The 24208-nt window shown below is 69.2% G+C and carries 22 protein-coding genes and 1 pseudogene; 14 read left to right on the top strand and 9 right to left on the bottom strand.

The features are described from left to right. The first annotated feature begins 71 nt into the window (after positions 1 to 71). The 3 genes from BBK82_RS02975 to BBK82_RS02965 all read left to right on the top strand — a co-directional run bounded on the left by BBK82_RS02975 (position 72) and on the right by BBK82_RS02965 (position 2715). Positions 72 to 1268 carry a cytochrome P450 gene (locus BBK82_RS02975; RefSeq protein WP_083267756.1) on the top strand — a complete coding sequence of 399 codons (1197 nt, stop codon included), beginning with the start codon at positions 72 to 74 and terminating at the stop codon, positions 1266 to 1268. Between the two features lie 8 nt (positions 1269 to 1276). After that, positions 1277 to 1477 (top strand): ferredoxin, encoded by a 201-nt coding sequence (locus tag BBK82_RS02970; protein ID WP_065920789.1) that lies wholly within the window; start codon positions 1277 to 1279, stop codon positions 1475 to 1477. Positions 1478 to 1881: 404 nt separating this feature from the next. Then, on the top strand, positions 1882 to 2715 hold the full coding sequence (locus BBK82_RS02965; protein ID WP_065913599.1) for a hypothetical protein: 834 nt from the start codon (positions 1882 to 1884) through the stop codon (positions 2713 to 2715). A gap of 129 nt (positions 2716 to 2844) precedes the next feature. On the opposite strand, the gene BBK82_RS02960 is transcribed toward BBK82_RS02965, so the two are convergent. Then, complete coding sequence (locus BBK82_RS02960) at positions 2845 to 3282, bottom strand: hypothetical protein (RefSeq protein ID WP_065913598.1); 438 nt, start codon at positions 3280 to 3282, stop codon at positions 2845 to 2847. Between the two features lie 73 nt (positions 3283 to 3355). On the opposite strand from BBK82_RS02960, the gene BBK82_RS02955 reads away from it, so the two are divergent. Both BBK82_RS02955 and BBK82_RS02950 read left to right on the top strand, forming a co-directional pair. Further along, positions 3356 to 6277 carry an AfsR/SARP family transcriptional regulator gene (locus BBK82_RS02955; RefSeq protein ID WP_065913597.1) on the top strand — a complete coding sequence of 974 codons (2922 nt, stop codon included), beginning with the start codon at positions 3356 to 3358 and terminating at the stop codon, positions 6275 to 6277. A gap of 86 nt (positions 6278 to 6363) precedes the next feature. Beyond that, positions 6364 to 7002 carry a TNT domain-containing protein gene (locus BBK82_RS02950; protein WP_065913596.1) on the top strand — a complete coding sequence of 213 codons (639 nt, stop codon included), beginning with the start codon at positions 6364 to 6366 and terminating at the stop codon, positions 7000 to 7002. Here BBK82_RS02950 and BBK82_RS02945 read toward each other — a convergent pair. From BBK82_RS02945 to BBK82_RS02930, 4 genes are all read right to left on the bottom strand, one after another. After that, a complete protein-coding gene (locus BBK82_RS02945; protein ID WP_065913595.1) occupies positions 6995 to 7186 on the bottom strand; it encodes a ferredoxin in 192 nt (63 codons plus the stop codon). The genes BBK82_RS02950 and BBK82_RS02945 overlap by 8 nt on opposite strands. Before the next feature lie 2 nt (positions 7187 to 7188). Continuing rightward, positions 7189 to 8391, bottom strand: a complete 1203-nt coding sequence (locus tag BBK82_RS02940; RefSeq protein ID WP_065920788.1) for a cytochrome P450 — start codon at positions 8389 to 8391, stop codon at positions 7189 to 7191. Continuing rightward, entirely contained in the window at positions 8388 to 9983 is a 1596-nt protein-coding gene (locus BBK82_RS02935; protein ID WP_065913594.1) for an ABC-F family ATP-binding cassette domain-containing protein, read from the bottom strand. The genes BBK82_RS02940 and BBK82_RS02935 overlap by 4 nt, the downstream gene beginning before the upstream one ends. A 106-nt stretch (positions 9984 to 10089) precedes the next feature. Further along, complete coding sequence (locus tag BBK82_RS02930; RefSeq protein ID WP_065913593.1) at positions 10090 to 10641, bottom strand: TetR/AcrR family transcriptional regulator; 552 nt, start codon at positions 10639 to 10641, stop codon at positions 10090 to 10092. A gap of 55 nt (positions 10642 to 10696) precedes the next feature. Here BBK82_RS02930 and BBK82_RS02925 point away from each other — a divergent pair, with 55 nt between their 5' ends. The 6 genes from BBK82_RS02925 to BBK82_RS02900 all read left to right on the top strand — a co-directional run bounded on the left by BBK82_RS02925 (position 10697) and on the right by BBK82_RS02900 (position 16987). Further along, positions 10697 to 11746, top strand: coding sequence for an FAD-dependent monooxygenase (locus tag BBK82_RS02925; protein ID WP_065913592.1), 1050 nt, complete (start codon positions 10697 to 10699; stop codon positions 11744 to 11746). A gap of 220 nt (positions 11747 to 11966) precedes the next feature. Further along, positions 11967 to 13148, top strand: coding sequence for a nitric oxide synthase oxygenase (locus BBK82_RS02920; RefSeq protein WP_083267755.1), 1182 nt, complete (start codon positions 11967 to 11969; stop codon positions 13146 to 13148). A 4-nt stretch (positions 13149 to 13152) separates the two neighbouring features. Beyond that, complete coding sequence (locus BBK82_RS02915) at positions 13153 to 14232, top strand: APC family permease (protein WP_237048016.1); 1080 nt, start codon at positions 13153 to 13155, stop codon at positions 14230 to 14232. Positions 14233 to 14271: 39 nt separating this feature from the next. Continuing rightward, positions 14272 to 15369 (top strand): Re/Si-specific NAD(P)(+) transhydrogenase subunit alpha, encoded by a 1098-nt coding sequence (locus BBK82_RS02910; protein ID WP_065920787.1) that lies wholly within the window; start codon positions 14272 to 14274, stop codon positions 15367 to 15369. Further along, entirely contained in the window at positions 15366 to 15632 is a 267-nt protein-coding gene (locus BBK82_RS02905) for an NAD(P) transhydrogenase subunit alpha part 2 (protein WP_053737731.1), read from the top strand. Before BBK82_RS02910 ends, BBK82_RS02905 begins: the two co-directional genes overlap by 4 nt. Continuing rightward, a complete protein-coding gene (locus BBK82_RS02900) occupies positions 15629 to 16987 on the top strand; it encodes an NAD(P)(+) transhydrogenase (Re/Si-specific) subunit beta (protein ID WP_065913590.1) in 1359 nt (452 codons plus the stop codon). Before BBK82_RS02905 ends, BBK82_RS02900 begins: the two co-directional genes overlap by 4 nt. Here BBK82_RS02900 and BBK82_RS02895 read toward each other — a convergent pair. The 3 genes from BBK82_RS02895 to BBK82_RS02885 form a co-directional block, all read right to left on the bottom strand. Beyond that, positions 16953 to 18923 (bottom strand): diguanylate cyclase domain-containing protein, encoded by a 1971-nt coding sequence (locus BBK82_RS02895; RefSeq protein ID WP_065913589.1) that lies wholly within the window; start codon positions 18921 to 18923, stop codon positions 16953 to 16955. The genes BBK82_RS02900 and BBK82_RS02895 overlap by 35 nt on opposite strands. Positions 18924 to 18977: 54 nt before the next feature. Beyond that, a complete protein-coding gene (locus tag BBK82_RS02890) occupies positions 18978 to 19781 on the bottom strand; it encodes an SAM-dependent methyltransferase (protein ID WP_065913588.1) in 804 nt (267 codons plus the stop codon). 73 nt (positions 19782 to 19854) lie between these two features. Next, on the bottom strand, positions 19855 to 20892 hold the full coding sequence (locus BBK82_RS02885; RefSeq protein ID WP_065913587.1) for an MFS transporter: 1038 nt from the start codon (positions 20890 to 20892) through the stop codon (positions 19855 to 19857). 57 nt (positions 20893 to 20949) lie between these two features. Here BBK82_RS02885 and BBK82_RS02880 point away from each other — a divergent pair, with 57 nt between their 5' ends. From BBK82_RS02880 to crcB, 3 genes and pseudogenes are all read left to right on the top strand, one after another. Continuing rightward, positions 20950 to 21390: a MarR family winged helix-turn-helix transcriptional regulator gene (locus BBK82_RS02880; protein WP_065913586.1), complete on the top strand. Its 441-nt coding sequence runs from the start codon at positions 20950 to 20952 to the stop codon at positions 21388 to 21390. After that, entirely contained in the window at positions 21374 to 21694 is a 321-nt protein-coding gene (locus BBK82_RS02875) for a CrcB family protein (RefSeq protein WP_237048015.1), read from the top strand. The genes BBK82_RS02880 and BBK82_RS02875 overlap by 17 nt, the downstream gene beginning before the upstream one ends. Then, positions 21691 to 21972, top strand: a pseudogene (crcB, locus tag BBK82_RS47185) (fluoride efflux transporter CrcB); the annotation flags it as partial. The gene BBK82_RS02875 and the pseudogene crcB, both read left to right, overlap by 4 nt. On the opposite strand, the gene BBK82_RS56160 reads toward crcB, so the two are convergent. After that, positions 21908 to 24160 (bottom strand): NACHT domain-containing protein, encoded by a 2253-nt coding sequence (locus tag BBK82_RS56160; protein ID WP_335618111.1) that lies wholly within the window; start codon positions 24158 to 24160, stop codon positions 21908 to 21910. The pseudogene crcB and the gene BBK82_RS56160 overlap by 65 nt on opposite strands. Between the last annotated feature and the right edge of the window lie 48 nt (positions 24161 to 24208).

The raw sequence follows: 24208 nt of genomic DNA, 5'->3' as shown, positions 1-24208 counted from the left end.
CGGAGTAGCTGCTGCGCTACGTTCGGTCATGGGCTCAAAAGAACAATTCTGTTCTGTTGAAGGGAAGCACCGTGACCGAAGCTGCTGTCTGCCCCGTCCACCACGAACGCGACCACCCCCTGCTGAACGGCCCGACCGGCTTCGCGGAGGCCGTCAGCGACGGACCGGTGAAGATGGTGTGGCCCAACGGCGTCGAGGCCTGGGTCGTCGCGAGCTACGCCGGCGTCCGGCAGGTGCTCTCCGACCCGCGCTTCACCACCCGCAAGGGCGGCCAGCCGGAGATGCGCACCGACGACGGCGAACCCGTGCTCGACGCCGACCAGCCGGGCAACATCAACGCCATCGACGGCCCCGAGCACATGCGGCTGCGGCGTCCTCTCGCGCGTGGCTTCATGGTCAAGCGGATGAACCAGCTGCGGCCGCGCATCCAGCAGATCGTCGACGAGCACCTCGACGTGATGGAGGCCAAGGGCGGGCCGGTCGACCTGGTCACCTCGCTGTGCCTGCCGCTGCCGTCACTGGTGATCGCGGAGCTGCTGGGCGTTCCCCCGGAGCACCAGGAGCTGTTCCAGGCCACCGCCCGCGACATGTTCGGCAAGAACGGTTCCAAGGACGAGTACATCGCGCACGCGACCAAGCTCTCCGAGGTGCTCGCGCCGATCGTCGCGCAGAAGCGGGTCTCCGGCAGCACCGACGACCTGATCGGCCTGATGGCCAACGACACCGACTTCAGCATGGAAGAGCTGATCTTCCTCTGCATCGGCATGCTCGCGGCCGGCCACGAGACCACGTCGAACTTCCTCGGCCTGTTCACGCTGCACCTGTTCGAGCGGCCCGACCAGCTGGAGGTCCTGCGCCGCGACCCGAGCCGCGCCGACGTGGTCGTCGAGGAGCTGCTGCGCTACACCGTCGGCCACCTCGGCGGCCCCGGCCTCACCCGGCGCGCGACCGAGGACGTCGAGGTCGACGGCGTGCTGATCAAGGCGGGCGACTGGGTGAGCGTGTCGCTGCTCGCGAACCTCGACGAGGAGCTCTGCCCGCGGGCGGGCGAGCTCGACCTGGAGCGCGAGGCCGTGTCGCACCTCGGTTTCGGCTTCGGCCCGCACCAGTGCCTCGGCGCGAACCTGGCCCGGGCCGAGCTGCAGATCGGCCTGCGGACGCTGTTCGAGCGCTTCCCGAACCTGCGCCCGGCGGTGCCCGTCACGGAGATGAGCTACCGCACCGACATGATCACCTACGGCGCCGCCGAGATCCCGGTGGTGTGGTGAGCGTGCTCATGAGTGCCACCGTCCGGATCGACCAGGCGAAGTGCATCGGCTCGGGGCAGTGCGTGCTCGCCGCGCCGGACGTGTTCGACCAGTCCGACGACGACGGCCTCGGCATTGTGCTGGTGCCGCACCCGCCGGCCGAGCTGCTGCCGGGTGTGCGTGACGCGGTGGACAGGTGCCCGGCTCAGGTGGTGACCCTGGAAGAGTGACCTGATCGGCCGTTCCGGTGAGGTGTCGTCACGGAGAACTGATTCAGCGCATGGTCGCCGACACCTCGTTGGCCCCTTTCCGATCACGCCTTTCTTCGAGAATCGTGAGCGCGACCGCCACGGCGTTGTGGCGGTCGCGCGCACGCTTGCCGGGAGAGCCGAAAGACCCTTCCCGGCCAGGCCGGGCAGCGAGATGGTGGCGACGGCGCGGCGAGTACCGGCGGTGTGCAACGGGTATCTGCACAACAGGTGGCCGGCGCATGTCAGGAGGGCCAGCGATGTTCAACGGCGACACATTTCCAGCTCGTGTGGACAAAACAGATGTGCGGCACGTGGAAACGCTGACCAGAGCACTTAGGGCACTGGATCACGAATATGGCGGCGGCGCCTGCAGGGACGCCTGCGTGGCTCTGCTGAACTGGGCGAACCCGCTGCTGGCCGCCAGCCAGTCGAACCGGGCCGTGCAGCGGCTGCAGGTGGCCATCGCGGACCTGCACAACCTGGCCGGCTGGGCGTCGTTCGACATGGGACTGCTGGAGTCCGCCCACGTCCACTTCGGCCGTGCGATGGACCTCGCGCGCGCGTCCGGCAACTGCGCGTTGGAGGCGAACATCCTCTACCGCATGGGCCGCGTGCACCTGCACTACGAGCTCGCCGAGGACGCATTGGCCTCGTTCCAACGCGGACTTCCCATTGCACAGGCCAGTGGCTCGACATTGGCCGTGTCGATCCTGCACGCCAACGAGGCGTGGGCGCTCGCGAAGATGGGCGCCGAAAGGCAGGCCTTGCGCCAGTTCGCGCGCGCAGAAGAAGAGTTCGACCGTGCGTCCGGCGAGGACGCACCGCCGTGGGCCCGTTTCTTCGACCTCGCCGACCTGGTGTCCATCGGCGGAATGGTGCACACAGAGCTAGCGCGCACATGCGATGTGAAGTACGCACGGTCCGCGATCCCGTTGCTGACGCGGGCGATCGCGTCGGGCGGTGAGGACGCATCGCGCAGCCAGTCGTTCCGGCTCGCCGCCCTGTCGATGAACTACCTGGTGCAGAACGATCCTGAACAGGCGCGCGAGGTGGGGCTGCAGGCGATCGAGGTGTCCGGGCCCATCAGGTCGGTGCGGACGCGGGACCGGATGCGGCCGTTGCGGCAGGAGGCGGAGCGGATGCGGGGGAACGAGGCGGCGGAGGAGCTGTGCGTGCGGCTGATGGCCTTCATGTCGTCGTCGAAGGGCGCGGCTTAGCGGCTCGGCCGTGGGTGGGAGGCGTCGCCGGAGCCCGAGGAGAGGTTTGGGCTTCGGACCCCGGCGACGCCGTCGAACAGGAACGACACCCCGCTGGGGGGCCAAGGTGCCGTTCCCCGACCGTGGGGATCAGCAGCGGATGTCGGTGCGGACGCGGTAGGTCATCGCGCCGGAGTTCCACTCCGCGTAGGCCGAGGTGCAGTCGTCGAGCGTGCTCGTGCCGCTCGACCACAGCTCCTTCTGCCGGTAGCCGCCCTTGCGCAGACCGACGCGACCGTACGGTTCGCGGGCGTCGGGGGAGTTCCACTGCTCGACCAGGATCAGCTCCGGCGTGTACGGCGCGCCGGCGTTGTGGGTGTCGGTCCAGGTGTAGATGTAGGCCCAGTTCTTGCCGCAGCCCTTGAACTGCTTGACCGAGGCCCACTTCTGGCCGTTGTCGCCGACGTAGGCGGTCTTGCCGATCTGGGTCACGGGGCCGCAGCCCGGGGCGCTTTCCGCCTGGGCCTGGCCGGAGGTGACGACACCCAACAACAACGCGGTGACGGCGACGAAGGTTGACCGCTTCATGGGCGAGAAGCATCACGATACGCGCTGACATTTCGCTGACACTTGGAGTTACCGGCTGGTTAGGATCGGCTCCATGCCGCGGTGGGAGTTCAAGGTTCTCGGATCGTTGCAGGTCATCGACTCGGGCCAAGCGGTGGAACTGCGTTCGGCCAAACAGCGCGTCCTGCTCGCCGCATTGCTGATGAAGGCCAACGCGCCGGTGTCGTTCTACGAGCTGATGGAGCACCTTTGGGGTGAGGAGCCCTCTGGCTCGGCGCGCGCGACTCTGCAGACGTATGTCATGCGGTTGAGACAGTCGCTGGACGACCTCGCCGACCGCAAGCTCGTGCGGACGTGGCCGACCGGGTACTCGATCCACGTCACGGACGACCAGCTGGACCTGTTGACGTTCCAGCGGTTGCGGGCCGAGGCCAGGCGCGCGCCGGACCTGGTGACCGAGGCGCGACTGCTCGGTGAGGCGGCGGCGTTGTGGCGGGGGCCCGCGCTCGACCAGCTGTCGTCGTTGCGGATGGAACAGACCGACGTGCAGCGGCTCAACCAGCAGCGCTGGGAGGTGCTGGAGCGGCGCAACGACGCCGAGCTGCAGCTGGGGCGGCACGACCAGATCGTCGACGAGCTGCGGTCGCTGGTCGCGGAACACCCTCTGCGGGAACGGTTCTGGTACCAGCTGATGCTCGCGCTGCACCGCACCGGTCAGCAGGCGCAGGCGCTCGACGTGTACCGCAGGGCCAGTGAGGTGCTCGCGGACGAGCTGGGCATCGACCCGAACGCCGAGCTGCGCGCGCTGCACATGGAGGTGCTGGCCGGCTCGTCCGCGCCGGTGGCCGTCCAGGCGGGACCGTCGTGGCTGCCGCCCGCGGTCGGCGACTTCGCCGGCCGGGCGGACGAGGTGGCGCGGCTGACGGCCGGGCTGCGCCGCGGTGGCACGTGGACGATCACCGGTTCCGGTGGTGTCGGCAAGACCTCGCTGGCGGTGCACTGCGCGCACCTGGTGCGCGACGCGTTCCCGGACGGCCAGCTGTACCTGAACCTGCGCGGCGGCGAGCAGAAGCCCGTCGAACCCGCGGCGGCGCTGGACCGGTTGCTGCGCGGCCTCGGCGTGTCCGGCGGTGCGATACCGTCCTCTGTGGACGACCGAGTCGACCTGTACCGGGACCTGTTGTCGGACCGGCGGATCCTGGTCGTGCTGGACAACGCGGTCAACGAGGCCCAGGTGCGGCCGCTGCTGCCGGGCACGTCGTCGGGTGCGGCCCTGGTGACGTCACGGGCGGCGCTGGCGGGCCTGGAGGCCGCGCACGTCGTGCCGCTCGACGTGCTGCCGGCCGCGGACGCGCTGGGGTTGCTGCGATCCGCGCTGGGCGACGCGCGGGTGGCCGCGGAACCCGTTGCCGCACAGGCGATCGTGACCTACTGCGGGCAGCTGCCGCTGGCGTTGCGCGTGGCGGCGGCCCGGCTGGTCGCCCGCCCGCACTGGCAGCTCGCGAAGCTCGCGGGGCGCCTGTCCGACGAACGCCGCCGCTTCGACGAGCTCTCGCTGGGGGACCTCGACGTGCGCGCGTCGCTCGCGTTGTCCTACGACGGCCTCGACGAGACGCACCGCCGCGCGTTCCGGCTGCTGTCCCTGGTCGACACGCCGGACTTCCCGGCCTGGGTCGCGTCCCCGTTGCTGGGCCTGGACCTCGACGACGCCGAGGACCACGTCGAGGCACTGGTCGACGCCCGCCTGGTCGACTACGCGGGCCGTGACGCCGTCGGCCAGGTCCGCTACCGCCTGCACGACCTGCTGCGCGCGTTCGGCCGCGAGACCGCCGCCGAGGACCCGGCGTCCGCGCTGAAGCCGCTGTTCGAGCACTGGCTCGACCTGGTGACGCGCGCCGACGCCGAGCTGCCGCACCAGGGCGTCCGGCTGGAACCGCTGGCGCTGGAACCGTTCGACCTCGGCGACGCCGCCGAGTGGTTCGACGCGGAGTGGCTGAACGTCCTGGCCGTCCTCACCCAGGCGGCCGCGCTGGGTCTCGGCGACCTGGCCGCGGAGCTGGCGATCCGCTCGTCGGCGTTCTGCGACCTGCGCGCGCGGTTCGACGACTGGGAGCAGATCAACCACATCGGCCTGACCTGCGGCCCCGCCTCGCTCAAGCCGGTGTTGTTCCAGCAGCGCGGAGTCCTGTGCGCGCGCCTGCACAACTACGCCGAGGCGGCGGAGAACTTCCAGTCGGCACAAGAGGGTTTCGCGCTCGCGGGCAACACCTGGGGCGAGGCCTACGGCTGGTACGGCATGGGGTGGATGCACGAGTGGAGCGGCCGCTCGCTGGAGGCCCGTGCCGCCCACCGCGAGGCGATGACCCGGTTCGTCGAGTCGCGCAACCCGCACGGCGAGGTCGAGGTGCTGTGCTCGCTGGGCGCGATCGAACGCCGGGCCGGTGGTCTGGCCGCGGCACAGGAGTACCTGGAACGGGCGCGGCGGGTGGCCGGCCGGCTCGGCGACGAGCAGAGCGAGCTGATGGCGACGCTGGAACTGGGGCGCCTGCACCAGTTCACCGGCGAGCTGGAGCTGTCGGCGGCGTTCCTGCGGTCGTCGCTGGCGGCGGCGGAGAAGCTCGGGGACCCGGACATGGCGGCGAACATCCGGCTGTTCCTCGCGGACACGCTGGTGCGCTCCGGAGCGGTCGCGCCGGCCGAGGAACAGCTGACGCGGGCGTGGGAGTTCTTCGAGCAGCACGACGACCGGCAGGGCCGGATCTGGGTGTGGCGCCTGCGGTCCGGGCTGGCCTCCTCACCGGACGAGGCGTTGTCGCTGGCGTCGCTCGCTTTGGAGCAGGCCGCGGAGATGGACTCGCCGCCGGAGCTGGGGCGGTCGTTGCGGGTGATGGGCGACGCGCTGGAGCGGTGTGGACGCGGCGACGAGGCGCGCGAGCACTGGCAGCGGGCGGTGGAGACGCTGACGGCGGCCGGGTTCGGGGCGGAGGTGGACGAGCTGCGGCTGGCCACGTCGTGAGCCGGGGACGTCCGACCTGACGCGGGCCGGAAGTTCACGCGGATGAGGGTAGTGCGCAAGTCGTTGTGCTGCGCGAGGATGCGAGTATGTTCGCAGGCAAACGATTTGTGGCGGTGCTGGCGACGGCCGCGCTGGTCCTGTTCGGTGGCGGCGCCGCGGTAGCGGCGCCCGCGGTGGTTGCGGCGGAGGTCTGCGCCGGGGCCTACCAGGGCGACAACCGGCTCGGCCCGGAGACGTTGCCGAAGGCCTGGCAGCACCCGGTCGGGCCGCTCGTGGCGGGGTACAAGAGGTTCGGGGACCTGACGAAGGAGGCGTTCCTCGCCAGGTACTGGAACGGGACCGGGTGGAACTACCCGCCGCAGGACGGGTTCTGGCTGCGGCCCGACGGGGAGCCGCTCAAGTACCGGACCACGCTCGCGCCCGGACGCACCCTCGACCGGTTCGGCAGCGAGTTCGGCGGGTTTCTCGCCTACAAAGGCTCGCACTACACGACGCGCGCGATTCCGCCGCAGAGCCTCTACACGTTCGACCCGGCCTACCGGTGCAACTACCACGCCTACCGGGTGACGAAGGCGTTCGCGGTGTGGGAAGGGCCCATCGCGCCGTGGTTCGAGCAGTCCGGTGGCGGGCTGCAGCAGAAGCTGGACAGGGCGTTGGTGCCAGGCGACGGGGCACTGAATGTCGCCTGGCTGCTCGCCAACGGCTACCTCGAGCGGCTCAGCTGACCGTGATCGCGGCCGCCGGGCACAGACCGGCCGCTTCCTTCGCGGTGGCCTCGTGCTCGGCGTCCGGGTGCTCCTGCAGGAGCACCACCGTGCCGTCTTCCTCGTTCTGGTCGAAGAGGTCCGGGTCGGTCAGCACGCACATCCCCGAACCGCAGCACTTCGACTGGTCGACCGAAATCTTCATGCTCACCACGCTACTGGCAACGAGTGGACCCCGTAGATCCCCATGTCGGTGCGCAGCGGCACCTCCTCGGGGTCGACGTCGAGCCGCAGGTCGGGGAACTCCGCGAACAGCTTGCTGAACCCGATCCGCATCTCGATGCGGGCGAGCTGCTGGCCCAGGCACTGGTGGATGCCGTGGCCGAACGCGACGTGGCCGGACGCCGGGCGGCGCAGGTCGAGCTCCTCGGGGTTGTCGCCGAACTTGTCCGGGTCCCTGTTCGCGGCCGGCACGTGCGTCAGCACGGTGTCACCGGCCTTGATGAGGTGGCCGTCGATCTCCACGTCCTCGACCGCGGTGCGGACCGGTCCGAAGTGGATGATCGACAGGTACCGCATCAGCTCCTCGACGGCGTTGTCGACGACCTCGGGCTCGTCCTTCAGGATCTTGAGCTGGTCGGGGTGCTGCAGGAGCGTGAACGTGCCGATGCCCAGCATGTTCGCCGTGGTCTCGTGGCCCGCGAGCAACAGCAGCAGCGCCATGTTCGACGCTTCCTCGTCGGTCGGCTCACCGGTGGCGATCAGGTCGCTGATCATGTCGTCGCCCGGGTCGGCCTTCTTGCGGGCGATCAGCTCCCGCATGAACTCCTGGATGCGCGCGAACGCCGCCATGGCCTCCTTGAAGGAGACCTCCAGCGACAGCATCTTCGCCGTGTCCTCCTGGAAGCGGTGCCGTTCGTCGTAGTCGACGCCCAGCAGCGCGCAGATCACCAGTGACGGCACCGGCATGGCGAACTCCTTGACGAGGTCCGCCTTGCCGCCCAGCGACCGCATGTGCGCCAGCTGGTCGTCGACGATCTTGCCGATCCACTCGGACAGCTGGTTCATCCGCCGCACGGTGAACTGGCCCTGCAGCATCTTGCGCAGCCGGGTGTGGTCCGGCGGGTCCTGGCTGAGGAACATGCCGGGCTCGGACTTGCGACCGTCCTCGGGCACCTCGCCCTGGAAGCGCTTGTCGAGCAGGTGGTGCCGCCGCGGGTCGTTGCTGAACTTCGGGCTCCCCAGCACCTCGCGCACCTGGTGGTGGCCCGTGACCAGCCAGCCGAGGTGGCCGTCGGAGAACTTCAGCCTGCTGATCCGCGCCTGTTCGCGGATCGCGGTGACCTCGGCCGGCGGGTCGAACGGGTTCTGCCGCGTGATGGGCAGTTCCTCGGAGATCAGTTCGGTCATCTCGCACACCTCCCAGTGCTCGGTAGAAGACCTGTTTCCGAAGCTACAGAAATTTCACGACTCCGTGAAGGTGAATTCAGGGTCACGGTCCGCCACCGGCCGAAATCTGTCCGCATCTGCCGGTCGTGGGTCGCGACGGCCACGGCAGCCCTCGTCCGGTGCAGCGCCTCCGTGAGCTCGTCGACCAGGGCGATCGACAGGTGGTTGGTCGGTTCGTCCAGCAGCAGCACGTGCGGACCGCTGCTCAACAACAACGCGAGCTCCAGCCGCCTGCGTTGACCGGTGGACAGGAGCCGCACCGGCCGGGCCAGGTCGGTGCCGGTGAGCAGACCCAGTTCGCCCGCTCGTGGACACACTTCACGCGCCGTGGCGTCCTCGTCCTCGAACGACGACTCCTGGGCGAGCAGCGCCACCCTGCCGACGTGGTGCACCGTGCCGTGACCAGGCTCGACGCGCCCCGCCAGGACGTTGAGCAGCGTCGTCTTGCCGGCGCCGTTCGGGCCGACGACGAGCAGCTTCTCGCCCGCGCTCAACGAGATCGGCTCGGTGAGCGTCAGTCTGCCCGGTACCTCCAGCGGGGTGGCGTGCAGCAGGTCGCCGCTGGCCTCCAGCTCGGGCGGGGTGAAGCGCAGCGGTGGCGGGGGAGCGGTGACGCGCTGGTCGTCGAGCTCCTCCAGCCTGCGGGCGACGGTGCGCATCTTGTTCGCCGCGCGGGTGCTGCGCTTGTGCTTGAACGCGCCCTTCGGCGGCCGCCAGGAGTCCTGCAGCCGGCTCTGCGCGCGTTCGACCTTGTCCGCGAGCTCGTCGTGCTCGGCGGCCTCCTGGGCGAACCGCTGCTCCCAGCGTTGCCGTTCGGCGCGTTTGGCCTCCTTGAACGCCTGGTAGCCGCCGCCGTGCAGGTGCACCTCGCCGTCCGGGGTCGGGTCGAGGTCGAGCAGCTGCGTGCAGACGTCGTCGAGCAACGTCCGGTCGTGGCTGACCAGCACGATGACGCCGGGGTGCTGCCGCAGGCGTTCGGTGAGGAAGCCCAGCGCCGCGGCGTCGAGGTGGTTGGTCGGCTCGTCGAGCAGCAGGACGTCGGCGCGCTCGGCCAGCAGGCAGGCGAGCCGGACCCGGTAGCGCTGGCCGACGCTCAGCCTGCCGAGCGCGACGGACCGGTCGTGGTCGGCGTCCAGCGCCTTCAACGCGATGTCGGCGCGGCGCTCGGCGTCCCAGGCCTCGACGTCCTCGGCGTGAGCCAGTGCCTGCTCGTAGCGCTGCTCGTCGAACGGCTCCGCCGCACTGTCCAGTTCGGACAGTGCGAGCCGGCTCTCGCGCAGCGCCTCGTCCAGCAGGTCCCCCACCGTCTCGTGCTCCTGGAACGGCATCTCCTGTCGCACCAGGCTCAACGAACCGTGGCGGGTGACGGTTCCCTGGTCCGGTGCGAGGTCGCCGGCGAGCAGGCGCAGCAACGTGGTCTTGCCGCGGCCGTTCTCGCCGATGATGCCGAGGCGGTGGCCTGCGGAGACTTTCAGCGTGATGCCGTCGACGACGGGACCGCTCTCATAGCCCTTGGTGAGATCTTGGGTCGTCAGGTGAACATGCGAACGCATGTCGGATCCTCTTTTGGGTACGCGAAATCAGGACGTGTGGCTGGGCGACACGTCCTGGCTCAGAGGTAGAAGACCCCGTACCCGAATCCCATGAGACCCACGGTACCTACGGTCGCAACGCCTTTTCGACGGCCCGGCGCAGGTCTCGCACGCTTTCCTCGGTGCCCGGCTTCGGGCCGGAAGTGCTGCCGCCGCCGACGAGCCGGTAGAACAGCAGGCCTTCGATGAACGCCATGATGTGCCCGCCCGCGGTCTCCGGGTCCTCGTGCCCCAACGCGCGCGCCAGTTCCGTGGCCCGTTCGCGCGGCGAGTGCACGAGGATCGTCCGCAGCTCCGGGTGGTGGGTGGCCTCCAGCATCGCCGCGTAGCGCGCCAGCGTCCGGTTGCGCTCGACGAGCCAGCTGTCGACCGTCCGCGCGATGCCGCCGGCGAGGTCGTCCGGGTCGAGGACGATCTCCTCCTGCTCCTGCACGGCGAGCCGTTCCACGAGCCCTTCGACCAACGCCTTGCGGGTGCGGAAGTAGGCGCTGGTCGACCCCTCCGGCAACCCGGCCCGCCGGTCGACCGCGCGGTGCGTGAGCCCGCGCATGCCGGAGGTCGCCACCAGCTCGATCGCGGCGTCGGTGATCAGGTCCCTGCGCACTGTGCTCCTCGTCATCTCTACAGCTGTAGAGTACCGGCGTAGGGTCTTCTACACCTGTAGAGGAGGACTCGTGAAGGCGATCGTGGTCGGTGGCGGGATCGGCGGACTGGCGGCAGCGGTGTCGTTGCGGCGCGTGGGCTGGGAGGTCGTCGTCCACGAGCGCGCGGCGGCGTTCGGGGAGATCGGCGCCGGTGTCGGCGTGATGCCGAACGCGCTGCGGGCGTTGTCGTGGATGGGACTGGAGGACGAGGTCCGCAGACTCGGCACACCGCGGGTGTCGGGTGGCGTGCGCGCGTCGGACGGCCGTTGGCTCGTGCACCTGCCGGACGTCGGCCAGCAGAAGATCATCGCGATGCACCGCGCCGACCTGCACGGCGTGCTGCTGCGCGCGTTGCCGCCGGAGATCCTCTTCAACGACAGCGAGGTGACGAGCGTCGAAGAGCTGGACGCGGACCTCGTGGTGGCGGCGGACGGCATCGGCAGCCGCCTGCGCGCGGAACTGCTGCCCGGCGCGCCGGGACCGGTGTACGCGGGGGCCACGGCGTGGCGAGGGGTGGCGCCGGGGCCCTATGACCTGCCGATCACGCAGACACTCGGTCCCGGCGGCGAGGCGGGCGTGCTGCCGCTCGGTGACGGCCGGGTCTGCTGGTACGTCGCACGGGTGGCACCGGCGGCCGCCGACCTGGACCCGGTGGCGTTGTTCGCCGGCTGGCACGACCCGATCCCGGAGCTGGTCGCGTCGACGCCGGACGTGATCCGGCACGACATCCACCACCTGCCGCCGCTGCCGACGTTCGTGTCCGGCCGGGTGGCGTTGCTCGGGGACGCGGCGCACGCGATGGTGCCGTACCTCGGGCAGGGGGCGTGCATGGCGCTGGAGGACGCTGTGACGCTCGCGGTGGTCGACGGTGACCTGGCGCGCTACGACGCGTTGCGGCGGTCTCGTGCGCAGGCGGTGTGGCGCGGTTCGCGGATCGCCGGGCGGCTCGGGATCGAGCTGACGTCTCCGGTCGCGCTGGCGTTGCGCAACTTCGCCTTCCGCGCGCTGCCGCCGTCGGTGGCGGTGCGCGGGATGACGCGTTTCGCCTCTTGGGAAGTACCTACGGCCGGTGGGCGGTGAGGGTTCACTCGAACGGGTCGAACCCAGGCGTGAGCTGGATCACTGGTAAAGGTTCGATCTCAGCGGGATAACGGTCGGAAACCACTCTTTGTGCCAACCTTTGTCACCCGCTTGCGGTATCAAGTACTCGCTGAGCGTGTCAGACGCGGTTCGATGATCCGATCGGCGTAACGCGACAGGCGGTTTTCCCCACCCGAAAGCGCCGATACGGTGCCACGCCATGACCCCCGTCCCGACTGATGCGATGCCCCGTTCCCTCACGGCGCTTCCCCCGGCGCCGGTCGAGACCCCCGGCCAGGTCGAGATCGACATCGCCGAGGTGGAGGACTTCGTCCGTCAGCACCACGCCGAACACCCCGAGCTGGGTCCGGTCGAGGCCCGCCTGGCCGAGGTGCACGCCGAGATCGCGGCGACCGGCACCTACCGCCACACCGCGGAAGAACTGACCTTCGGCGCCAGGGTGGCCTGGCGCAACAGCTCCCGCTGCATCGGCCGCCTGTACTGGCGGAGCTTGAAAGTGCGCGACCTGCGCGAGGTGTCCGCCCCCGCCGACGTGGCGGCGGAGTGCGTCGAACACCTGCGCGTGGCCACCAACAAGGGCAAGATCCGGCCGGTCATCTCGATCTTCGGCCCGGCCGAGCCCGGCATGCCCGCACCGCGGATCGAGAACGAGCAGATCATCCGCTACGCCGCCTACCGCGGTCCCGACGGCGGTGTGCTCGGCGACGCCCGCAACCTGGAGCTCACCGAGCTGGCGATCAGGCGCGGGTGGCAGCCGCCCGCCTCGCGCGGGCCGTTCGACGTGCTGCCGCTGCTGGTGTCCTGCGAGGGCCACGACCCCGCGCTGGTCGAGATCCCGGCCGACGCGGTGCTCGAGGTGCCGCTCGCGCACCCCGAGCTGCCGTGGCTGGCCGCGGTCGGGGTGAAGTGGCACGCGGTGCCCGCGATCAGCAACATGCGGCTGCGCATCGGCGGCATCGACTACCCGTGCGCGCCGTTCAACGGCTGGTACATGGGCACCGAGATCGGCGCCCGCAACCTGGCCGACCACGACCGGTACGACCTGCTGCCGTTCATCGCCAAGCGGATGGGCCTGGACATGTCGTCGGAGGCGACGTTGTGGCGCGACAGGGCTCTGGTGGAGCTCAACCGCGCCGTCCTGCACTCGTTCGGCGAGGCCGGCGTGACGATCACCGACCACCACACCGAGTCGCAGAGGTTCCTGACGCACCTGGAGAAGGAGGAGGCCGCCGGACGTTCCTGCCCGGCCGACTGGTCCTGGATCGTGCCACCCGTGTCGGGCGGGCTGACGCCGGTCTACCACCGCTACTACGACACCCGTGAACTGCTGCCGAACTTCTTCCCCGCAGCGGCTCCCGGGAAGTGCCCTGTCGCACACTGATCATGTGCAGCTCGCCAGAAGCCTGACCCTCACCGACGCCGTCTTCGTCGGGCTCGGCTCGATGATCGGCGCCGGTGTCTTCGCGGTGTTCGCCCCGGCCGCGGCGGCGGCCGGGTCCGCACTGCTCGTCAGCCTCGTGATCGCCGGTGTGATCGCCTGCTGCAACGCGTTGTCCAGCGCCTGGCTCGCGGCCCGCTACCCGCGGTCGGGTGGCACCTACGTCTACGGCAGGGAACGCCTCGGCCGGGTGTGGGGCGACCTGGCCGGCTGGGCGTTCGTGCTCGGCAAGACGGCGTCGTGCGCGGCCATGGCGTTGACCGTCGGCACGTACGTCGGCGCGCCGAAAACCGTTGCCGTGGCGGCGATCGTGGCGCTGACGGTGCTCAACCTGACCGGTGTGCAGAAGTCCGCGCTGGTCACCAGGACCATCGTGGTCGCGGTGGTGCTGGTGCTCGCCGCGAACGCGGTGACGGCCGCGACCACACGCGAAGAACCGCAGCCGGCGGAGTTCCTGTCCGCAGGAATCCTTCCCGCCGCCGCGCTGCTCTTCTTCGCGTTCGCCGGCTACGCGCGCATCGCGACCCTCGGGGAGGAGGTCAAGGAACCGGAGCGAACGATCCCCCGTGCCGTGGTCATCTCGTTGGCGATCACGCTCGTCGTGTACGCGGTCGTCGCGGTCACGGCGTTGCACGCGCTGGGCAGCGACCTCGCCACGAAGACGCTCGCCGACGTGTCACCGGCGCTGGCGCCGGTGATCAGGGTCGCCGCCTGCCTGGCCGCCCTCGGGTCGCTGCTGTCGTTGCAGCTGGGTGTCAGCCGGACCGCGTTGGCGATGGCGCGCGACCGCAGGCTGCCGGGTCTGCTGAGCGACCTGCGTGCCGCCGAGATCGCCACCGGTCTGGTCGCGATCGCGTTGGTGCTCGCCGTCGACGTCACGCGCGCGATCGTGTTCAGCTCGTTCTGCGTGTTGCTCTACTACGCGATCGCCAACGCCAGCGCGTGGACGCTCGGTAAGCGGGTGGTGCCCGCCGTTGGGCTCGTCGGGTGCCTCACCCTCGCCGGTGCGGTTCTCTGGCAACTGTGATGTGGCCCAGGTCACCTTTGATCGCGTAACGTGCGTACGGTGAAAGTGGGAGCACCCGCAGAGTCGCGGCCCGCCGAGCGTCGCGTCGCCTGCGTACCGGAAACGGTGTCGTCGCTGGTCGATGCCGGTCTGACCGTGCACGTCCAAGAAGGAGCGGGGCGCCACGCGCACGCACCCGACGCCGCCTACCGGGCGGCCGGGGCGACCGTGACGCCCGAGGACCCGACGGCGGAGTCGGACGTCGTCGTGTCCGTCCAACCGCTGACCGCTGACCAGGCATCCCGGCTCAAACCGGGCACCGTCACCATCAGCTTCCTGCAACCCGCCACCGACCAGGACCTGATCCGCGTGTACGCGGAGCGACGGGTCACGTCCTTCAGCTTCGACCTCCTGCCGCGCGTCACCCGTGCCCAGAGCGCGGACGCGTTGTCCTCGCAGGCCCTGGTGTCGGGCTACCGAGCGGTCCTGGTCGCCGCCGAACGACTACCGCGCTTCCTGCCGATGTTCACCACCGCCGCGGGCACCGTGCCCCCGGCCAAGGTCCTGGTGCTGGGCGCCGGGGTGGCCGGTCTGCAGGCCATCGCGACCGCCCGCCGCCTCGGCGCCGTCGTCGAGGCCTACGACGTGCGCAAGGCCGCCGGCGAGGAGGTCCGCAGCCTCGGCGCCAAGTTCCTGGAGCTCGACCTGGAGACCCAGTCCGGCGTCTACGCCTCCGTGCAGTCCGAGGAGTTCCTGGAACGCCAGCGGGAGCTCATCGGCGCCCACGTCGCCGCCTCCGACATCGTGATCACCACGGCCGCGATCCCCGGCCGCAAGGCACCGGTGCTCGTGACCACCGACATGCTCAAGGCGATGGCACCCGGCTCCGTGCTCGTCGACCTGGCCGCCGAGTCGGGCGGCAACTGCACGAACTCCGTCGCCGGCGAGGAGACCTGGGTCGGCGAGGTGCTGGTGCACGGCGTGCGGAACCTGCCGTCGTCCATGCCGGTGCACGCGAGCCGCCTGTACTCGCGCAACGTCCTCAACCTGCTCAAGCTGATGATCGTGGACGGCGTCGTCATGCCGGACCTCGACGACGAGGTGCTCGCCGGCTGCTGCGTCACCCACGACGGTCAGATCCGCAAGGAGTTGCCGTGATCGACCTGCTGACGATCTTCGTGCTGGCCGTGTTCGTGGGCTTCGAGGTGGTCTCGAAGGTCTCCACGATCCTGCACACGCCGCTGATGTCCGGCGCCAACGCCATCCACGGCGTGATCCTGGTGGGCGCGATCCTGATCACCGGGTCCGCGGAGAGCACGCTGGAGCTCGTTCTCGGGCTGCTGGCGGTGTTCCTGGCGACGGTGAACGTGGTGGGCGGGTTCGTGGTGACCGACCGGATGCTGGAGATGTTCAAGAGATGACCGTCCAGTTGATGTACCTCGTCGCCGCGATCTGCTTCATCCTGGCGCTCAAAGGCCTGAGCTCACCCAAGTACGCGCGCTACGGCAACTTCATCGGCGCGTTCGGCATGCTCGTCGCCGTCGTCACCGCCTACGTGCACGGCGTCGTCCACAACGGACTGTGGATCCTGCTCGCCGTCGCACTCGGTGTCGTGGTGGGCATCCCGGCCGCGCGGTCGGTCAAGATGACCGCGATCCCGCAGATGGTGGCCCTGTTCAACGGTGTCGGTGGCGCCGCGGCGGCACTCGTCGCCCTCGCCGAGTTCTTCGCGGTGCCCGACCCCGGCTTCCTGTTCGGTCTCGCGACCGTGCTCACGGTGCTGATCGGCTCGGTCAGCTTCTCCGGCTCGGTGGTGACGTTCCTGAAGCTGCAGGAGCTCATGACGACCCGCCCGGTGCTGCTGCCGGCCGGTCAGCAGCTCGCGATCGCGGCCGGTGTGTCGTCGATCGCCTTGTGCGCCTTGGTGATGTCGTCCGGCTCCGGGCTGCTGCTGTGGCTGCTGGCGGTCGTCGGGCTGGCGCTCGGTGCGTTGTTCGTGCTGCCGGTCGGTGGTGCGGACGTGCCGATCGCGATCTCGTTGCTCAACGCGTTCACCGGGCTCGCGGTCGCGGCGTCGGGGTACGTGCTGGCGAACACGCTGCTGATCGTCGCCGGCACGCTCGTCGGCGCGTCCGGCACGATCCTGACCCGGCTGATGGCGCAGGCGATGGGGCGGTCGCTCGCGAACATCCTGTTCGGGGCGTTCAAGACGGCGACCGTTGCGACGCAGGGGGAGGAGACGCGGTCGGTCAAGTCGGGCACCGTCGAGGACGTCGCGATCCTGCTGGGGTATGCGAACAACGTCGTGGTGGTGCCGGGTTACGGACTGGCTGTCGCCCAGGCGCAGCACGCCGTTCGTGAGCTCGTGTCTCAGCTCGAGCACCGCGGCGTCGCGGTCTCCTACGGGATCCACCCCGTCGCCGGGCGGATGCCGGGGCACATGAACGTGTTGCTGGCGGAGGCGGACGTGCCGTACGAGCAGCTCAAGGAGCTCGACGACGTCAACCCCGGCATCACGTCGGTCGACGTGGCCGTGGTGGTGGGCGCGAACGACGTGGTCAACCCCGGTGCGCGGGATGAGCCGTCGAGCCCGATCTACGGCATGCCGATCTTCGACGTCGACCGCGCGAAGTCGGTGGTGTTCATGAAGCGCTCGATGCGGCCGGGCTTCGCGGGCGTGGACAACGAGCTGCTGTACAACCCGAAGACGACGTTGCTCTTCGGTGACGCGAAGGACTCGCTCACGAAGCTCCTCGCGGCGGTGAAGCAGCTCTGAGCAGGTCGGTCACCTCGTCGGCGGTCAGCGCGGGCAGCAGGCCGATCACCCCGTCCGCGCCGGCCTGACGCCACTGCTCGGCGTCGTCGACGGTGTGCACGTCGTCGACGGCGAACCGCACGCCGAGGCGGTGCACGGTCGTGACCAGGTCGCGCATCGCCTGGCGCAACGGGGAGTCCCGGCTCGGGGCGGACGCGCGGGTGATCACCGTGCGGACCGGGACCTCGGTCAGCACGGCCAGCTCGTCGTAGCCGCCGCGGAAGCCGTCGAGCGCGGTCACGATGCCGTTGTCGTGCAGCACCACGGCGTTGTCGTCGCCCGCCAGCACGGAGGAGATGTCGAGCGCGATCCGCAGTCCCTCCGGTGGCAGCCCGGTCTCGTCGAGGGCGCGTTTGACGTCGGCGACCAGGTCCTCGTCGCGCGACTGCAAGGCGCCCAGCGCGATGTGCAGCGTGGGCGCCTCGGCACCGAACTCCGCCACCCACCTCGCGGCCTGCGCGCACGCCTCCCGCAGCAGCCACCTGCCCAGCGGCAGCGACAGGCCGGTCGAGTCGGCCAGCGCCATGGTGTCGTTGTGGCCCAGGTCGTCCCAGTGCAGGCGGGCCACGGCGCCGAGCAGCTCGCGCGACTCCAGGTCGTGCACCGGCGCGTAAACGATCCTCAGCTCGCCGTGCTCCCACGCGCCCGGCATCGACGCGGCCAGCGCGTACCTGCCCCGCCTGCGCGCGTCGTCGTGCGGGTCGTGCAACGCCCACTGCCGCTTCCCGCGTGCTTTCGCCTGGCGCAGCGCGGCGTTCGCGCACCGCATCAGCTCGGCGGCCGTCGCGAACGCCGGTGGCCGGTCCACGACGCCGATGCCGGCCGACAGCGCGATGCCGTGATCGTCCACAAAGGTCGGTTCGGTCAGCGCGTCCTGGATCTCCTCGACCGTCGTGGTGACGTTGTCGGAGATCGTCATCAACGCGAACTCGTCGCCGCCGATCCGCGCCAGCACGGCCGACTTGTCGTCAGCCAGCTTGCCGAGGCGCTTGGCGACGATCTTGAGCAGCTTGTCGCCGGTGTCGTGCCCCAGGCCGTTGTTGACCACCGAGAACGCGTCCAGGCCCACGTGGTAGAGGGTGATCGGGTCGCTGTCGAGCCGGCGTTCGAGCTGCGTGACGAAGTGCTGGCGGTTCGACAGGCCGGTCAGCGAGTCGTGCAGCAGCTGGTGGTCGAGGCTGCGCTGCAACAGGTGCAGCTCGCTGATGTCCTCGACCATCGTCACGTGGTGCGTCGGCTCGCCGTCCGCGTCGCGCAGCACCGACACCGCGAGGTGCACCCACACCGGTTCGCCGTCCGCGCGGATCAGCTTGCGCTGGTCGCGGAACCGTTCGACGCGCCCCTCCCGCACCCCGCGGTAGGACGCACCCAGCACACCCAGGTCGTCGGGGTGGTAGAAGTCGGTCAGGTCGCGTCCGGTCAGGTCCGCACCCGACTCCAGCCCGACGATCTCGGCGAGCGCGTCGTTCGCCTCGACGCACCTGCCGGCGAAGTCGGTGATCGCGATCCCCAGCGCGGCCGAGTCGAACACCTCCCGGAACCGGGCCTGGCTGACCTTCAGCGTGCGCTCGACCCGCTGCTTGGCCCGCACGATCGCGACCTTGATCTGCTCCTGCTGGTCGAACGCGTCCATCCGCATCGCCTGCGCGTACGCGGAGCTGAGCCGGGCGAGCAAAGACAACTCGAACGCGGGGGAGAGCACCTCGATCGTGGCGGACAGCGACTCCGGGCCGGTTGCGTGCAGTGACACCAATCGCTTCGCAACCGTTTCAGGCGACTCGGGCAGCTCCCGCAGCGAGTCGAGCAGCGCCTGCTCGATTTCGGCGTGGGACAGCGGGATGTACGCGGTCGAGGTGAGCGCGTGCATCCAGCGGCGGGCGAGCTGCGGAAGGTCCATGCTGTCACTGAGCGTACGGAGTTCCAGTCGCCCGGCCAACAGCGGCGAACCGTGCTAGATCTTCCGGCCGACGGCGGCGTAGATGCCCGCCTTGTCCGGATCATCCGTGTTCGTGCCCTCCGGCCGCCACAGCGGCAACGGCACGACACCTGGCTCGACCAGCTCGAACCCGGCGAAGAACCCCTCGATCTCGCTCATCGTGCGCGGGAACATCGGGTTCTGGCTCTTCTTCATGACCTCGACGACCCCGGCCATCTCCTCCGGCTGCAGGTCCTGCGTGAACTGCGAGAACGCCAGGTAGCTGCCCTCGGGCACGGCGTCGCGGTAGGCCGCCACGACCGCCTTCGGATCTGCCTGCGGAGACACGAAGTGGAAGACCCCGACCGTCAGCACGCCCACCGGTTGCGTGAAGTCGACCAGCCCGCTCTCCCGCGCCGCCTTGAGCACGGCGACGGGCTTGGTCATGTCCTCCTGGACGACCACCGCACGCGGGTCCTCCTCCAGGATGAGCTGGCTGTGCGCGACCGCGACCTCCTCGAAGTCCACGTACACGACCCGCGCCTCCGGGTCCGCCTTCTGCGCGATCTCGTGCACGTTGCCGACCGTCGGGATGCCGCTGCCCAGGTCGAGGAACTGCCTGATCCCGTTGTCCATCATGAACAACACGGCCCTGCGCAGGAACGCCCTGTTGAGCCGCGCGATCGTGCGCGCGTTGGGCTGTGCCTGCAGGAACTTCTCCGCCAGCGCCCGGTCCGCCGCGAAGTTGTGCCCCCCGCCGAGCAGGTAGTCGTACAACCTGGCGGCACTCGGCTTCCCGGTGTCGACGCCCTCAGGGACCCAGCCCACCCGTTCAGACATGCGCCCAGGCTACTGAGACGCTCACACGTGCGGCAGGGGCGGCGCCCTTTCGGCCCAGCGGAAGTCGGTGCGATCACTGGAACGTGTGAACCAACAGCGACGCCACCGCGACCCCGAGCGCGGTCCCGAGCCCGCGCGCCACGTTGACCATCCCGCTGCCCACACCGGCCTGGTTGTCCGGTAACGCACCCATCACCCGTTTCGTGCACGACGGCGCGATGATCCCCAGCCCGATCCCCGCCGCCAGCAGGTGGACCGTCAGTGGCACCGGCATGATCAGCGCTACCGCTGTGATCAACGCCCCGGTCTTCGCGCCCGTTCTGTGGATGAGCGTCGCGGCCACCGCGAACCCCAACGGCAGCGCGGCAACCGTCAGCCCTATGTGCGCCAACGGCTGTTTCATGGTGAACGGCAAGAACGTCATCGGCGCGAACAACGCCGCGTACGTGAGCCCAACACCTAACAGCCCCGGCAGGACCTTCGTCGTGAGGGGCGCCTTCTGCTCATGCGCGGTCTTGGTGCGCGGCAGCAGGTAGTGCCCCGCGATCATGGCCAAGACCCCGATGGGCACGTTGATCGCGAACACCGCCTGCCACCCGTGGTGCTCGACGAGGTACCCGCCCAGCAACGGCCCCGCCGCCAGTCCCGCCGCCTGCGCCGCCGCCTGGACGCCGAGCGCCTTGCGCCTGCTGGCCGCCGGCACGTTCGTCGTCACCAGCGCAACACTGTTGGCCTGCAACATCGCCGCACCGGCCGCCTGCGCGACCCTCGCCCCGATCAACAGCTCGAAGTTCGGCGCGTACACGCACGCGATGGACGCCGCCGTGAAGAGCGCGAACCCGTAGATGTAGACGATCTTGCGCCCGATCTTGTCGGCGATCCTGCCCATTGGGACGAGCAACACCACCAGCGTGATCAGGTAACTGATCGAGATGAGCTCCGGGTCGTGCCCGAAGTGCTCCGCCATCGCCGGAAACGCGAGCGTGACGATCGAGGCGTCCAACTGCCCCATGAACGCCCCGAAACACACGGTCGCGATGACCAGCCAACGCGCGTTCGGCCACCGCGCGATCCAGGCCGGCCTCGGCGACTCCGTCACGAACCAGTTCATCGGTATCGGAGTATATCTGACACCGAGGTATATCCGGTTGTTCAGTAAGATTTCCGCATGTCAGACGAAGCCCGCACGCTCACCGACGTCGTCACCCGCCTGCGCCGGGCGCTGCGGACGAGCATCCGGGCGGACTGGCCGTGGGAGTCCCTGCCGATGGCGCAGGTAGAGCTGCTGCAGACCCTTGCGGAACGCCCGCCGATGAAGGTCGGCGACCTCGCCGCGTCGTTGCGGCTGGCCCCCAACACGGTGTCCGGTTTGGTGTCCCAGCTGATCGACTCGGGCCTCGTCGTGCGCGGCGCCGACCCCAAGGACAGGCGGGTAGCACGACTATCCGTCTCACCGCGTGGACACGAACAGCTGCTCGTCTGGCAGCGCGAACACGAGAAGCGGATCGGCGCCGCGCTGGGCAAGCTGGAGACCTCCGAACGGGAGGACGTCGTGCGCGCGCTGAAGGCCTTGGACCACCTGGTGGAGCACCTTGCCGAACCGACCTGACCCGCGGTTCGTCGCCCTGGTGTCGCTCGGGGGTGGGCTTGGCGGGGTAGCTCGTTTTGCGCTGACGGTGTTCGTGCCGGGGGCCGTCGGGGTGTTCGTGATCAACGTGCTGGGGTCGTTCTTGATCGGCGTGTTGATGGGGCTGGTGCCGCGGCCGTTGGTCCGTGCGTTCTTCGGCGTGGGGTTTTTGGGTGGGTTCACGACGTTCTCGTCGTATGCGGTGGCTGGGCGGCCGTTGTTTCTCTTGCTGACGCCGGTTTGTGCTGTGGTTGCGGCGTTTGTCGGGGTGCGGGTGACGCGGTGACTGTTCTTGCCGTGTTCGTCGGGGCGGCGCTGGGGGCGCCGGTGCGGTACCTGGTCGACTGGTTCGTCACCTCGCGTCACAAGTCCGATTTCCCTTACGGGACCTTGGTTGTGAACGTGGTGGGGTGTTTTTTGATCGGGTTCGTCGTGGGGACGTCGTGGATGCCGCTGCTGGGCATTGGGTTCTGCGGCGGGTTGACGACGTACTCGACGTTCAGCTTTGAGACGGTTCGGTTGCTGGAGCAGGAGAAGTACCGGCTGGCGCTGCTGAACGCAGTTGTCGGCGTGGCAGCCGGCGTGGGAGCAGCGATGGCTGGTCTGGCACTGTCACGCTGATCTCGTGCTGCACCCAGCTGCTGAGGAACGCGCGAACCCTGGCCGACAGCGGGAGCCGTTCCAGCCGATCGAGTACGGCTGGGCGGGCCAGTTCATCCGTGCGCCCGTTGACGAGCATCGTGTACGTCGGTGCCCAGGCGTTGGACGCGTGATAGGTGCAGAACAACTCGAGGTACGGCAGAGCGAGCATCAGCCGGAGGCTGTCGGTGCGTTCATCGCACATGTTGAGGATCACGTCTGAGCAGTTGAACGCGGTCTGCGGTGCCCATGGGGTCGACGATTCGGTCATGGTGTCGGCCAGTGAGGCGGCCGCATCGTCGGAAAACGGCAGAACGTTGTGATGGATGAGGCTTTTCGCCGCGCTGGGGTAAGAGAAGCGGTGGAAGTTGCCGCAGACGTACATGGAGGCCGGACCGAAACGCCGGAGTAGCTGCTCCAACGACTCAGGTTCTGCGAACAGCACTGCCGCACCCCATGGTGAGGCGTTCAAGGTGCGGGTCAGGTCCTCCCGGTGCTGCGCCAGCAGCGCGCGGTGGACGTCCGCCCATCGGGTGCCGGCGGGTTGGTCCGGCCTGCCGAAGCTGTCGAGCACAACGGCAGCGCCGACCACATGGGCTTGAACGAGCAGACCGATCTCATCGGCCACGGCCTTCTCGATCACCTGCTGGTTCGCGGCTGAGGCGAAGTACATGCAGGTGTACAGCGCGTCGTCCGCGTCGGAGAGGTCGCGTTTCGCGATGCTCACCCGGTCGCGGACGCGAACCGACTTGTGCACCGCGGCCACGGCGATCGCTCGCACGGTTCGAGTGCTGGGGTGCATGTAGTGCAGTGATCGCACCGCGAAGTCCAGGCCACCGTGTTCAAGTGCTTCTGCCAGCAACTCATCGACACCGCCTGCGACGTTGCGGTCGTGCAGCTGCAGCGCGATCTGGGCCACCACTTCCCACTGGGTGATGTTCCGGGCCATGGCGGCCCACAAATCCTTCGCGGTCCGGTGGATCCGCACGAGGTGTTCAGCGGCGAAGTACTCCAGGAAGGTCCGATGGGTGAAGCCGAACTGCGGTTCGAACCTCGTCGCTCCGACATCGGTGAGGATCCATGCGCGTCCGGTGCAGAACTCGAGGAACTGTTCCGCTGTCGCCACGGATTCGTCGTGGTCGTCGATCATGCCTTCGAGGTAGTTCGTCAGCGTCGTCATGATCTTGCTTCGCGACTGCGCCCGGCCGGACTCGCGCGCGGTGAACATCGTCCAGGCCAGGTGCTGCACCGCACCGCGAAGCCGTCCGTGGAACTTCATCGGCAACGGGATGCCGCGTTTGGCGTCCCACTGTTCGAAGAGCATCAGTGCGCACCGTTCGTAGACCTGCGCGAGGTTGCGCGGCAGGTAACGATCGCTGGAGTACATGGCGCACAGCAGCGTGAGCAGCAACGGGTTGCTGCGCAGGTCGGGGATCTGCCCGCTGTCCTCCATGAAGGAGGTCACGAGTCGATGCCGTTCGGCAGGCGAGGTGGCCTCGTCCAACACGAACCAGTGCTCGACGTAGGTCCGCACCTGGTCCTCGGTGAAGTCGCGGATGCGCGCGGTCGTGAACAACTCGTTGGACAGCGGCGCCTCGTAGTAGCCGATCCTGCGGGCGGTCACGAGAATCGGAACCAGTGGGTAGATGTGCGCGAATCCTTCGACCAGCTTCACGACGCGTCGGCGCGACTCGGTGCGCACCACCTCGTCCAGCCCGTCCAGCACCACCACGGCGCGCCCGCTGCGCAGCAGGTAGTCGACCGCGTCCTGCGGAGGCTTGATGTTGTACGGCGCCTGGCACAGCTTTTCGAGGTAGTGCACCAGATCATGTCCCCCTTCGTCGAAGGAGGCGGTGAACTCCCTCAGCACCAGCAGGAACGGCACCCGTCCCAACTCGTCGGAGGCTGTGTCGTGCGCGAACTTCGCGGCGAACGTGGACTTGCCCGCCCCGGGGTCACCGAGGATCACCCTGCGGTCTCCCGGCGCGCCGAGCGGACCGGGGTGCGTCTGGATCGCGGGCCGGACGTAGAGCTCTTCGTACCGGACCGCACGGCTGACCCCGATGTGCGGCAACCTGATCCTGTTGTGCAAAGCGACGACCTGGCTGCGCATGCGTGAGGCGAAGTTGTGGAACTCCGTCAACGACTCGAGCTGACCGAG

This window comes from Lentzea guizhouensis (assembly GCF_001701025.1).
Taxonomy (GTDB): Bacteria; Actinomycetota; Actinomycetes; order Mycobacteriales; family Pseudonocardiaceae; genus Lentzea; species Lentzea guizhouensis.
This window is presented reverse-complemented; position numbering and strand designations above follow the sequence as displayed.

Coding starts and splice junctions, on each gene's coding strand:
- BBK82_RS02935 (WP_065913594.1), bottom strand. CDS start 9,983: ATGCGTTCGCATGTTCACCTGACGACCCAAGATCTCACCAAGGGCTAT.
- BBK82_RS02945 (WP_065913595.1), bottom strand. CDS start 7,186: ATGAAGATTTCGGTCGACCAGTCGAAGTGCTGCGGTTCGGGGATGTGC.
- BBK82_RS02885 (WP_065913587.1), bottom strand. CDS start 20,892: ATGAACTGGTTCGTGACGGAGTCGCCGAGGCCGGCCTGGATCGCGCGG.
- BBK82_RS02970 (WP_065920789.1), top strand. CDS start 1,277: ATGAGTGCCACCGTCCGGATCGACCAGGCGAAGTGCATCGGCTCGGGG.
- BBK82_RS02940 (WP_065920788.1), bottom strand. CDS start 8,391: ATGACCGAACTGATCTCCGAGGAACTGCCCATCACGCGGCAGAACCCG.
- BBK82_RS02960 (WP_065913598.1), bottom strand. CDS start 3,282: ATGAAGCGGTCAACCTTCGTCGCCGTCACCGCGTTGTTGTTGGGTGTC.
- BBK82_RS02920 (WP_083267755.1), top strand. CDS start 11,967: ATGACCCCCGTCCCGACTGATGCGATGCCCCGTTCCCTCACGGCGCTT.
- BBK82_RS02880 (WP_065913586.1), top strand. CDS start 20,950: ATGTCAGACGAAGCCCGCACGCTCACCGACGTCGTCACCCGCCTGCGC.
- BBK82_RS02895 (WP_065913589.1), bottom strand. CDS start 18,923: ATGGACCTTCCGCAGCTCGCCCGCCGCTGGATGCACGCGCTCACCTCG.
- BBK82_RS02890 (WP_065913588.1), bottom strand. CDS start 19,781: ATGTCTGAACGGGTGGGCTGGGTCCCTGAGGGCGTCGACACCGGGAAG.
- BBK82_RS02955 (WP_065913597.1), top strand. CDS start 3,356: ATGCCGCGGTGGGAGTTCAAGGTTCTCGGATCGTTGCAGGTCATCGAC.
- BBK82_RS02930 (WP_065913593.1), bottom strand. CDS start 10,641: ATGACGAGGAGCACAGTGCGCAGGGACCTGATCACCGACGCCGCGATC.
- BBK82_RS02950 (WP_065913596.1), top strand. CDS start 6,364: ATGTTCGCAGGCAAACGATTTGTGGCGGTGCTGGCGACGGCCGCGCTG.
- BBK82_RS56160 (WP_335618111.1), bottom strand. CDS start 24,160: ATGCGCAGCCAGGTCGTCGCTTTGCACAACAGGATCAGGTTGCCGCAC.
- BBK82_RS02900 (WP_065913590.1), top strand. CDS start 15,629: ATGACCGTCCAGTTGATGTACCTCGTCGCCGCGATCTGCTTCATCCTG.